Genomic DNA, 12,124 nt, shown 5'->3' with positions numbered 1-12,124 from the left:
AATTTGGGTTTTATTCCCTACTAGCCATAATTCCCACCCGCTTAAAATGTGACTCGGTTAACGGATTACTCAGGAGAAGTAACGACAAGGACGTTGCAGGATGCGTTGTTGAATTAATTGTGTTTCCTCCGTTTGTTTTAAAAATCTGCGATGCAACCTCGGTATGCACCGCAGATTTTTTTTGGACGTAAGCGCGGATCAGGCCGCCCCGCCCAGCAAAACAAACCGGAAACCCAAGAGTGATTACCCCGCCAAATTGGCGGCAAATAAGAAAAACAAAGGATGCTTGGCTTGTTGGACAAGTTCACGAAGTGCATATTCCTATTGACGATCATGGTTTTGATGATTAGCGCCGATACGCAGGCAGCCGGCAACGCCTTTATTATCGAAGAACTGGAGTTCAAAAATACCCAGGTCGCCGACATCATCCGCGTGCTGTCCGAAGACGCCAAGGTAAACATCGTCGCCACCCCCGAAGCCGGTAAAAAAGAAGTCACCATCTTTCTGAAGAAAATCGCGCTCGAAGACGCCCTTCGCGCGATCTGTCGCATCAGCGAACTCTGGTACCGCCAGGACGAAGGCGGTCCCGGCACTTACCGACTGATGACCAAGGACCAGTACAGCCAAGATTTGATGCTGGGCCAGGACGACAATATCAAAGTGTTTCAACTCCTCACCCCCAACATCCTCGCCATTGCCATGACCATTCAAAACCTGTACGCGCCTCGGGTTCGAGTCAGCTTCAACCCGGTGATGGGCAGCAGATGGGCAATCTGACCTTTCAGGACCAGGTGCCTGGAAACATGAGCGTCTAGGACGGCAAACATATCGATAGCAACAAGTTTGCCGAAGTCGCCGGCGCCAATAAAGTGGTGTTCGTCACCGTCAACCAGGAACACACAACCAGCTCATCGTCAAAACCAGCGACCAGAGCAATGTTTGTAAGGAAACAAAAAACCGGGGAAGAGTTGTCCGCCTTCAGAGCCGGATTCAGGCAACACAGCAGGCTCTGGGCCTTGGTTAGCTAAGCAAAAAGAATAGAATTGCGCATCCTTGCGTAGTTGGAATCCCAGTTTCAGCATTCGGCGCAATTTCGACCGGAACTAAATGCAACTCACCGCACGCAACTAGCTCAAATCGACAGTCGAATTGTCTCGGGTATCTCCGACAGTTAACAATAAAAATAAGGATTTTATGAAGCCTAGATTTTTGTTGTTATTTTGCATCCCAAACTTATTTAAAAATAATACGGAAGATAGCAAACATTGGAGTGGCTAGATGGGCGCATGCGTGTAATATACTCTCAGCACTTCAAAGTTTAATTTGACAATATATAGCATATTGTTTTACATAAAACCTGGTCATGCAAAGAGTATAATTACTTAGTTAACCAATCAAGCTTTATTCCCTCGGCGCGCTGAGAAACCCAAAAAACTCAAACCTGTTGCTATCAGGACGAAAGCTCCCGGTAAAGGGACGGGGGCGGTGGTAGCAGTTGGAATATACCCGCCGATATATCCGCGTACAACCGCTTGACCTTCTTCACCGGCTTGTCCAAAACCGATTGCTTTTTCACCCAAGGCGTAATTAGTTGCATCTGTTTTCACAAGATATAATCCACTCCAAGGATTACCTTCAGATAAGCTTATATCACTTCTTTGGCGAACCGCATCGGCATCAAAAGGCAAAGTCGGAGCGGGGCTTAAGCTATCAGTGCGCGCCGCCTGATACTGCCTTAAGTCAAAATCGGTTAAATATGTCCAGGCCGATGCTGTTTCAAACCCGGAAAAGCCATAGCGATATAGAAAGTTTGCCTCCTCATTATTATCAAGTTGATTGAGTGCGCGTGTACCAAACACCAGTTTGTTGTCTGCACTATCGCGATACACAAAATCGAAATAATCAAATTGGCCAGGCTGCGACAAGGCCACATCACGCGTAACCTGCCAATCCAGCAAAGTCAAGGTGCCGGTAGAAATTGTATTTGCGCCTGTAAATGCGCGATAGCTCAGCGAACTGGCTACTACCTCACCCGTTAAATTTGAAGGATCAAAACCGTTTAAATAGATCGCAGAAGTGGTCTCTATAAACAATTTATCCACATTTTGATTAGTTGTCCCAGAAACGATGCCGCCGTTACCGGTGGTTAAACTGCCTCCAACACCGTTGTTTAAAGTCACAAAATTCCCCGCTTGGGATGTTGTCGACCCTGCAAAAAACGCTGTTGCCAGTAAGGCCTGCACACCTAAGTTTTTTAACTTAACTTTCATGGACGTCTCCTTAAAAATTGATATCCGTTTTGCTTGAAAAAATTTAAAACACTATATTAACAACCCCACATCACTACTAATTCATCCACAAATGAGAAAACTAAAAAACCCATTATAGTCAGCGGAATTTTCGGCCAGAACCAAAAACCTGTCCTGGATAATAAATGGATAGAACTTGTAGAATAGGAGCAAATTACTTATAGCGACACATAAATTATCACAAATATCCCTTGAGTTTGATCTAGCAGACCTAAAGAAAAAGAAAAGGAATTTTTCCCGGAACAAACAATAATTGACCCGCCTTCGTCTATTTTACAACAGCAAGCTAACTCTCAAGGTTGGCAGACTGTTGAAAAATTGATTTTTAGTGCTAACCGCTCACAATATATGGCACAGGGCTTATAAAAAAACACTAAATGTAGTGCTTGGCAATTCGTTTTTTGCAAAACCAACAGCCGGCAAACACTGCAATTCGCAATGATTTTTTCGCCAAAGCATAAAAAAGGAATTATTCCCTTGTCTTTGGTTATAAATTTCCCGAAAATCGGACTCGAACATTTTGTTTGCAACATTCGTTATTACAATATTAATTAACAGTCATGAAAAATTCGATTAAATATTTAACGCTGATTAGTGCGTTTGCTTTAAATGCCCCCAGTGCATGGTCAGCCACGGTTAACTTGAATTTCAATTATATAGCGACCAATAAGTATGGCAGCGCAGGCGTATCTCCGGTCGCCTCACTGACCATTACAGACCTTGCAGACATACTCACGCCGGCACAACTGGCCTCAGCGGGGGAGGGCTCTGGGGGAGTCAGAGCAACAATCACAAATCTCGGAACCAATCAGTTCGGTAGCGGCGCGGCAGGCACCGCCACGTGGATCGGTTCTTATGTGCTAAATTTTCCGGGCACCATGGATCACGAAGAGAATGGTCTCAATGGATACGACAGTGCAGGCGTCGGAAATCGTTGGGCAAATGTTAGCGGCACACCCTTAGGTAGTGGCGGCATCGAGTGGCAAGAAGGGGGCGCCACCAATGGTTGGCAGGTTTTTGCCCAGGAATTCAATTTCAGCGGATCGACATTCACTGCCGACAGCCTGACCCAAGGCAAGACCTCCACCATTGATATCTTCAATGGAGCTGGTTTGTCCAACATCAGTGTGGCTAGCCTACTCAGCAATCCGGTTACTAATGGCAACGACCCGAGCCTTCCGGATACTTATGCCTGGATTAAAATTCGCGGAACGACCAACATCGATCCGTCATTGCGCGGTATTGCCGCGAGCGGCTATTGGGGTAATTCAGCAAGCACCGCGAATTCCTATCGTCTTGATGTAATAGCCCCCGTCCCTGTTCCTGCAGCGCTGCCACTATTTACTAGTGCATTGCTAGGTATCGGTCTGCTGAGGGCGCGAAAGGTCGGTTAAGACTTCGTTCTTGGTTTATTTCTTCTGACCGGCATTTCAATGTCCATGGGATGACCGGTCTTACATCTCCCTTCATTGATGCCGGCACGGCAACACCTGGATTGCTGATAGTCAATTAGCCGAATCGAGAGGCCGTTTCAAACAGTCGTATTCATGAGCGCTGGAATTAGTGCAAAGGCCTAAGAATGAATAAGAACTAGCTTATCTATGGCTACATATATTGTGAAAAAGTATTTTATTGCAGGTATTGTGTTTTATAGTGCAGCTAGCACTACGTTGTTATCTTTTAAAGCAAAAGCAAATGAAAGTGCAGCCGATCCGATAGAAAATATTGTTTTGGAAAGCGGGCAATCACCCCCTGAAAATCAAACACAAGGCTCACAACAGCCTGCAAAATCGGAAGTTAAACTTGAAGCCTCGCAAGACTCCTCCGAGCCGCCAAATCAAATACCAGATCAATCAACCGACCAGCAAAAAGATGTTTCCCAATTAGAAGACGTTATAGTTACAGAACGTCGTCTTCGCATTATCACACCTCTACCTGGATTGGCAATTGATCGCGGCATGTCAACCACCAATATACAAAGTGCATCCGATAAAGAGTTGGCAGAATCTAAAGCGTTGAATGTAACCGAATTTTTGAATAGTCAAATGCAATCGGTTAGCGTTACGGACTATGCTGGCAATCCTTTTCAGCAGGATCTCAATTTCCGCGGCTTTACTGCGTCACCTGCTATCGGAACGCCGCAAGGCATTTCGGTTTATATGGATGGCGTTCGCATTAATGAGCCATTTGGCGAAATTGTAAATTGGGGTTTAATTCCCATGAATGCATTAGCCAGTTTGGATTTGATTCCTGGCACCAATCCCATGTTCGGCTTAAATACGTTGGGTGGTGCCTTGGCATTAAGAACCAAAACTGGCTTCAGTGACGAACATACTAGAGCGCAAGTACTAGGTGGTAGTTGGGGCAGGCTGCAAACGCAGATTTCTAACGGTATAAATAATGGTACTTTTGGGTTATTTACTGCCTATAACCAATTAAAAGAAGACGGTTGGCGTGTTAATTCGCCTAGCAATATCCGACAATTGTATAACCAGTTAACACTTCGATTACCTTTCGGCGAACTTAATGTCAGTGCCCTTAATATAGACAACAAACTAGTCGGTAATGGCTTATTACCGTATGAAACCGCTGATATTAATCGAGAAGCCGTGTTTACCTCGCCCGACGAATCGAGAAATGACATGAGCCACTATAATGTTAATGCGCAAGCTTATTTAAGCGACGCCATCAGCCTAACGGGTATGGCGTATAGCCGTAAGATAGACCAATCGGCGGTTAATGGTGATATTTATGATACTTACAATGCTTTACAAGGGCGTGTAGCAGGCGTTGAATATATAAAAGGCGTATTCAATTTATCTGATCTAAAGCAAAGTTCTGAAGGTTTGGCCTTGCAAATGATGTTAGATTCTAACAAACATCAAATGGTGCTTGGCGCAACGTTGGATAGTAATAAAATCCATTTTTTGCAAGGGCAAAAGTTTGGCGAAATCAACGACATATCGCATGTCGTGACGCCGGTTAGAGACGAGGCTTATTCTATTGAGGGCTTGTATGCGGCAAAATTTCCCGTTACTAGAAATGATCTGAATGGACAAAGCACAACAAAAAGTATCTTCTTTACAGATACTTGGTCACCGCTTGATGACTTGCATATTACTTTTGGCGCACGTTATAACTGGACTAATGTGACCAATAACTTGACATCAGATCGCGGCATCGATTTATACCAATTTGCCGTTGATCCGAGCCAACCCAATCGAGGATTGCTAGACCCTCTCCGACAGCGTTGCGCACTAAATTCAGCTGATTTTCGTGCCCGCTTTATCTGTAGTGAAGGAGATTACAATTATCAAAGTTTCAACCCGGCCCTTGGTATTACCTGGCAAGCGAAGCAAGATTTGGCTGTTTATGCCAACGTCAGCAGAGGCGCAAGAACGCCTACGGTCATTGAATTGGGTTGCGCCAACGATAAAACTAAAGACAATAGTCTCGGCAGCACCAATTATCAATATGGCTGTTCGATTCCCACCGCGTTATCATCCGATCCTTATTTGGAGCAGGTGCGCTCCACTGCATTCGAGGCTGGCTTTCGCGGTGCTACAGACATTTTGCAATGGAACGTGGGCTGGTTTCGTACCGATTTAACAAACGATATTTTATTTGTGCCGCTAGGCCGTAAAAACCGGGGTTTATTTGATAATTTTGGGGGTACCCGGCGTGAAGGCCTTGAGATGGGACTGGATGGGACTTTGGGCAAAAACAAGCTGCATTTGAGCTACACGTTTTTAGAAGCGACCTTTGAATCTGCAGCGCGCACAATCAATGAGAGCAATAGTAGCAACACCGCGCCAATAACCTTGCAGGCGTATAACCAAATAGAACCTGGTGATTCTTTACCAGGCCTGCCTAACCATATCATTCAAGCCGGCTGGAGTCATCAGTTCAACGACAAATTTGATTTCACTATTAATATGGTAGCGCATTCATCAGCCTTTGTACGCGGCAACGAAAATAATGACCATCAACCAAGAGCCGCCAGTAATGCCACTGGCGGTGGCTTTAATCGCGACCCAAACGACTATATCGGTGGTGGTAAAACTGCAGGCTATATCGTGTTTAACCTGAGAGCGAATTATAAGTTTAATAAAAGCATTACCCTGTTTGCCAAAGTAGATAACCTGTTTAATAAAAAATATGCCACTGCAGGCGATTTAGGCCGCAACAGCTTTGACTCCGCAGGTAACTTTATTACTGATTCTGATGCTTGGAATAAAACCACCTTTATTGGACCGGGCGCGCCCTTGGCAGCGTGGGTAGGATTGGATGTCGATTTGGACTGGACGGAATTTAAATAAAAAGTAAGGGTATCTATTCAATATCCATTTCTAAAAGACAAACGAAGAGGCAAGCCCTTTATCGCCTTGCTGGAAGTCACCGGCGTCGGCACCTTCATGGTCCGCGAGGGCGACGAATTCAATTTCGACCCCTCGCAACCGAAAAACGCGATTCGGGTCAGCAAAATCACCCGACTCAGCGTCACGGTGGAAACCGGCACGCTCGGTTCGATCCGGGTACTGCGCTGACGGCGGCGCTCAATACAAGCGCTTGCGAAACAACCAGCCGGCGCAGCTCAGACAGAACAGGCCAATGATCGCCAGCGGCCAGTATTGGTCGAGCAAGTCGGCGGTCTGCAAGCCTTGCAGAAACACGCCGCGGATGATGACCAGAAAATAGCGCAGCGGATTGATCAGCGTGAAATGCTGCACCAGCTCGGGCATGTTTTCGATCGGCGTGGCGTAGCCGGACAAAATCACGCCGGGCACGATCACCAGAAAGCCGCCGAGCAGGCCTTGTTGCTGGGTCAGCGACAGCGACGAAATCATCAGGCCGACGCCGATCACCGAAAACACGTACAGCACGATCCCCAGATACAGCGCCGGCAGGCTGCCCAACAACGGCACCTGAAACCAGAACACCGCGAAAAAGATACTGAGCGAGGCTTCCAGCACGCCGATGATCAGGCCCGGTATCGCCTTGCCCAGCAGAATTTCGGTCGGGGTAAACGGCGTGACCAACAGCTGGTCGAAGGTGCCCTGCTCCCGCTCCCGCGCCACCGACAAGGCCGAGACCGTCATCGTCACCACCAGGGTCAGCAGGCCGACGATGCCCGGCACGATGAACCAGCGGCTTTCCAGATTGGGGTTGAACCAGGCCCGCACCACCAGTTCCGCCGGCGGCCCGGCCTGGCCGCGGCCGGCCGTCCAATCGTTATTGAACCGGCTCAATACCGAACGCAGATAACCCTGCGCAATCTGCGCGGTATTCGAATCGCGCCCGTCCAGCAACACTTGCAGACTGGCCGGCTGGTGCCCGCCGAGCAGATCGCGACTGAAATTGCGGCCGATGTGCAACACCAGCAACACCCGCTTGCTGTCCAGCGCGACGGCGATCTGCTCCTGCCGGGTAATCCGCAGCTCTTCGCGGAAGGCCGGCGCGCCGGTAAAGCGGGCGATCAAATCCCGCGCCGCTTGTCCGCTGTCTTCGTTGTAAATCGCAATCGGCATTTGGTTCAGATCGAAGGTGGCGGCGTAACTGAGCACGAACAATTGCACCAACGGCGGCACGATCAGCACGAAGCGACTTTTCTTGTCGCGCAGCAAATTCAAAAACTCTTTGGCCAACAAGGCATAAACCCGCCACCACATGGCTTACTCCAAGCGGCGCGGCGCGCGCCACAGGGCCAGGGCCAGAAAGGCCGCGGCCATCACCAACAAGGCCAAGGCATTGGGCAGAATCACCTCCCAGACGTCGCCGGCCAGGAACACTGTCTGCAAAATCGCCACGAAATAGCGCGCCGCAACCAGATGCGTGATCAGTTGCACCGCCGGCGGCATGCTGTCGATATTGAATATAAAGCCGGACAAGATAAAAGCCGGCAGAAAGGTGACGATAATCGCGATCTGGCCGGCGACGAACTGGTTTTTGGCGGCAATCGAAATCAACAGGCCCATGCCCAACGCCGCCAGCAAAAACAAGGTACCGGCCAGCAGCAAAACCCACAGCGAGCCGGCCAGCGGCACCTGAAACAAAAACACCGCCATGCCGATCGACAACAACATGCCGCCCATGCCCAACAGGTAATACGGCAACAGTTTGCCCAGCAGCACCTCGCGCACCGTCACCGGCGTCGAAATCAAGGCTTCCATCGTGCCGCGCTCCCATTCCCGCGCCACCACCAATGCGGTCAACAAGGCGCCGATCAGGGTCATGATCACGGCGATCAAGCCCGGCACCAGAAAATTGCGACTGCGCAACGCGCTATTGAACCAGATCCGCGCTTCCATCTGTACCGGCCGGTTTGCCGTCCGGCCGGCGCGTTCGGCATCGGCGCCCAGCCATTTGTCCCACACGCCTTGCACATAACCGGACACCAGCCTGGCGGTATTGGCGTCGACGCCGTTCAAAATCACTTGAATCGGCGCCGGCCCATTGGCCTGCAAACGCCGGGCGAAATCGCTTTGCAAATGGACGATGCCGTTGATCTGCCGCGCCAGCAAAGCCGCTTCCGCCTCGTGCAGATTGGAAAAATAGCGCGGCGCGAAATAGTCGGACTGCGCGAAGCCGCCGACGAATTCGCGCGCGGCCGGCGAGGTTTGCTCGATGACCAGGCCGATCGGCACCTGTTTGGCGTCGAGCGAGACGCCGTAACCGAACAGCAACAGCAGAAACACCGGCATCGCGAAGGCAATCGCCAGACTGCTGGGGTCACGCCAGACTTGCAGGAACTCCTTGCGCATCAAACCGCGCAAACGCAAACCGAAACCGCTCATCCGCCGGCCTCGCCGCCGGCTTCGACCAGCCGGATAAAGGCGTCTTCCATCGTCGTTACCGGCTCTGCGCCGCCGGCCTGGCTGCGCTGTTTGATCTCGGCCGGCGTGCCGGCCGCCAGAATGTCGCCTTCGCGCATGATCAGCAAGCGGTCGCAGTATTCGGCTTCTTCCATGAAATGGGTCGTGACCAGAATCGTCACGCCCTGCGCCGCCAATTGATTGATCCTGGCCCAGAATTCGCGCCGCGCCAGCGGGTCGATGCCGGAAGTCGGTTCGTCCAGAAACAGGATTTCCGGCTCGTGCATCAACGCGCAGGCCAACGCCAAGCGCTGCTTGTAGCCCAGGGGCAGATCGGCGCTGTTATGTTCCAGAAAGGCTTGCAAGCCGAACTGGCCCACCGCCCAATCGATCCGCTCCCGGCGCCGGCCTTGATGCAGGCCGTAGGCCTGGCTGAAAAACTCCAGGTTCTGCCGGACCGACAATTGGCCGTACAGCGAGAATTTTTGCGACATGTAGCCCAGCCGGGCTCGGGCCTGCGAGGCGGCGCGGCGCAAATCCAGCCCGGCCACCTGCAATGTGCCGTTGCTGGCCGGCAGCAGACCGCACAGCATGCGGAAGGTCGTGGTCTTGCCGGCGCCGTTGGCACCCAACAAGCCAAAGATTTCGCCGCGGCCGACCTGAAACGACAATTTTTTCACGGCCTGGAACCGGCCGAACCAGCGGTCGACCTGATCGACCTCGATCACCGGAGCCCTGCTACCTTCGAGTTTGACACCTGTGCCGTGAGGGTTGAAACAAACCGTCTCCGCATCCGCTACGCTGCTGCGGCGCCGGGTCAGCAACAAAATAAAGGCATCCTCCAAACGCGGCGCCACCGGCCGGCTGACCACGGTCTCGGCGCCCGGAAACAACTTGGACCAATCCGGCCGACTACCCGGCCTGACCACGGTGCGCACCGCGCCGCTTTGCACGACGCTGTCGACCACGTCGGCATGCGTCGCCAAGCGTTGTTGCAAGGCCCGGTTCGAAGTGCGGGGGCTGGACAACAGGAAACTGCAATCGCTAGCCAGTGCGTGGAATGCAGCCGGCGCGTCCTGGTGCAGGATTTCGCCGCGGTCCAGCAACACCACCCGCTGGCAGCGTTCGGCTTCGTCCATGTAAGCGGTGCTGAGCAACACCGTGGTACCGAATTCGGCGACCAGGGTGGCGATGATCTGCCACAACTCGCGGCGCGACAGCGGATCGACGCCGACCGACGGTTCGTCCAGCAACAGCAGCCGCGGCCGGTTCAATAAAGTGCAGGCCAAGCCCAGCTTTTGTTTCATGCCGCCGGACAAGCGGCCGGCCAGTCGCTCGCCGAACTTGGCCAGATTGGTCATCCGCATCAAATCGGCGAAGCGGCTGTGGCGCTCGGCTTGCGCAATGCCGTAAAGGTCGGCATAGAGTTGCAGGTTCTCCTGCACGCTGAGGTCTTCGTAGAGGCCGAAGCGCTGCGGCATGTAGCCGATCAGACTGTGCAACCGGCCGCTGGCGGTGACGCTATCCAAACCAAAGCTTTCGATGCGGCCGCGGTCCGGCAACAGCAGTCCGGCCGCCAAACGCAGCAACGTGGTTTTGCCGGCGCCGTCGGGTCCGACCAGCGCCGTGATGCCGCCGACCGGCAAGGCAAGGTCGATGTCGCGCAGGGCCGGGCCGGTATCGGCAAACGCCTTGCTGACCGCAGCAAAGCGCAGCGCGCAGGCACTAGCGGATTGGTTCACGGCCGTGGGCCGCAGCCCGGTTGCGCCAACGGTTGCTGCCGGGTATCGATCGTCACGCTGACCGGCATCCCCAAACGCAACTGGTCCTGGCTATCGCAGACGAATACCCGGATCTGGTAGACCAGACTGGTGCGCAGTTCGCTGGTTTCGACGCTTTTCGGAGTGAATTCGGCGGTCGGCGAGATATAGCCCACCCAGCCGGGATAAGCCTTGCCGGGAAAGCTGTCGCTGTAGACGCTGGCCGGCGCCCCGGGGCGAACCTTGCCCAGATCGGTTTCGGCCAGATAGGTTCTGGCCCACAGCGGCTCCGGCAGGGCCAGGGTCAGCACCGGCGTCTGCGGGCCGGCCATGTCGCCCGGTTCCAGGATGCGGTTTTGGACGACGCCGGTCTGCGGTGCGTAAAGATGGGCGTCGGTCCAGGCTTTTTCCGCCAGTTGCAGCGCGGCGCGGTCGGCCTCGACCTGGGCCTGGGCCGCCCGGATATCCTCGCGCCGCGGTCCAATCTCGGCCAATGCGTACTGCTGCTGCAAGGCGTGCAGCGACTCCCGCGCCGAGTCGTATTGAGCCTTGGCCCGATCCACCGACTCTACGGAACTGAGTTTGCGCGCCACCAGGGTTTTCAAGCGGGCCAACTCCTTCTCGGCCAGCACCACGGCGGCTTCGGCGGCTTTGACGTCGTTACCGGCTTTGCGGATTTCCTGCGGCCGGGAGCCGTGCAACAACTTGTCGAGCTGGTGTTGGCGCACGGCCAGCGTCGCCGCCGCTTGATCCTTGGTATATTGAAAACGCTCCAGCGCTTGCGTCGCCAACAACTGGCCGCGTTCCACCCGCTCACCCTCCTGCACCTCGACCCGCTCGATCCGCTCCGGGTCGCGAAAACTCAACTCGACCTGGCGGATATCGATATTGCCGTGCAGCAGCAACACATCCGGATCGCCGCCGTTTCGGCTGCCCTGCCAGCCCAGGCCGACTGCGCCAACCGCGAGTAACGCACCGATAATCGCCAACCTTCGTTTCGTCGCCACGCTCCGCTACCCGCCAATTGTCCTGAAGCCTGCAGTATAGCCAATGGCCGAGTCCGGGTTAAGACGCTGGATGGATTCCCTGTGGCACGCCCCGTTGGGGCCGATTGCGCAAAAAATCCGTTGGTCCGCTGCGATTCATCTGGAGTCGGAAAGTCGCACATTGATTTTGCCAGGCGTTGATCCGCCCAAAGCAGGCAGGGTGTGGTGAGTTTAAGACCAGCACCAATCGCGAACGA

General features: G+C 52.9%; 9 protein-coding genes. 4 read left to right on the top strand and 5 right to left on the bottom strand.

Features of this window, described 5'->3' with window-relative positions:
• Positions 1-324: 324 nt before the first annotated feature.
• On the top strand, positions 325-777 hold the full coding sequence (locus ACH518_RS09800) for a hypothetical protein (protein WP_445372762.1): 453 nt from the start codon (positions 325-327) through the stop codon (positions 775-777).
• A gap of 617 nt (positions 778-1,394) precedes the next feature.
• Here ACH518_RS09800 and ACH518_RS09795 read toward each other — a convergent pair.
• The gene (locus ACH518_RS09795) at positions 1,395-2,270 is read right to left on the bottom strand and encodes a hypothetical protein (RefSeq protein WP_445372761.1); all 876 of its coding nucleotides are present in this window, start codon (positions 2,268-2,270) and stop codon (positions 1,395-1,397) included.
• A 599-nt stretch (positions 2,271-2,869) separates the two neighbouring features.
• Between ACH518_RS09795 and ACH518_RS09790 the strand changes: the two genes are divergently transcribed.
• From ACH518_RS09790 to ACH518_RS09780, 3 genes are all read left to right on the top strand, one after another.
• A complete protein-coding gene (locus ACH518_RS09790; RefSeq protein WP_445372760.1) occupies positions 2,870-3,703 on the top strand; it encodes a hypothetical protein in 834 nt (277 codons plus the stop codon).
• 207 nt (positions 3,704-3,910) lie between these two features.
• Positions 3,911-6,628, top strand: a complete 2,718-nt coding sequence (locus tag ACH518_RS09785) for a TonB-dependent receptor (protein ID WP_445372759.1) — start codon at positions 3,911-3,913, stop codon at positions 6,626-6,628.
• A gap of 66 nt (positions 6,629-6,694) precedes the next feature.
• Positions 6,695-6,856, top strand: coding sequence for a hypothetical protein (locus tag ACH518_RS09780; RefSeq protein WP_278212787.1), 162 nt, complete (start codon positions 6,695-6,697; stop codon positions 6,854-6,856).
• A gap of 9 nt (positions 6,857-6,865) precedes the next feature.
• Here ACH518_RS09780 and ACH518_RS09775 read toward each other — a convergent pair whose 3' ends face one another.
• From ACH518_RS09775 to ACH518_RS09760, 4 genes are read right to left on the bottom strand one after another with little or no spacing between them, the layout of a single operon-like run.
• Positions 6,866-7,978, bottom strand: coding sequence for an ABC transporter permease (locus ACH518_RS09775; RefSeq protein ID WP_445372758.1), 1,113 nt, complete (start codon positions 7,976-7,978; stop codon positions 6,866-6,868).
• A 3-nt stretch (positions 7,979-7,981) separates the two neighbouring features.
• Positions 7,982-9,103, bottom strand: coding sequence for an ABC transporter permease (locus ACH518_RS09770; protein WP_445372757.1), 1,122 nt, complete (start codon positions 9,101-9,103; stop codon positions 7,982-7,984).
• Positions 9,100-10,863, bottom strand: a complete 1,764-nt coding sequence (locus ACH518_RS09765; protein ID WP_445372756.1) for an ATP-binding cassette domain-containing protein — start codon at positions 10,861-10,863, stop codon at positions 9,100-9,102. The genes ACH518_RS09770 and ACH518_RS09765 overlap by 4 nt, the downstream gene beginning before the upstream one ends.
• A complete protein-coding gene (locus tag ACH518_RS09760) occupies positions 10,860-11,888 on the bottom strand; it encodes an efflux RND transporter periplasmic adaptor subunit (RefSeq protein ID WP_445372755.1) in 1,029 nt (342 codons plus the stop codon). The genes ACH518_RS09765 and ACH518_RS09760 overlap by 4 nt, the downstream gene beginning before the upstream one ends.
• Positions 11,889-12,124: the final 236 nt, after the last annotated feature.

The sequence above is a fragment of the Methylomonas sp. HW2-6 genome (genome assembly GCF_052474525.1).
Note: the sequence above shows the minus strand (reverse complement) of the source record. Positions and strands in the feature narration are given on the sequence as shown.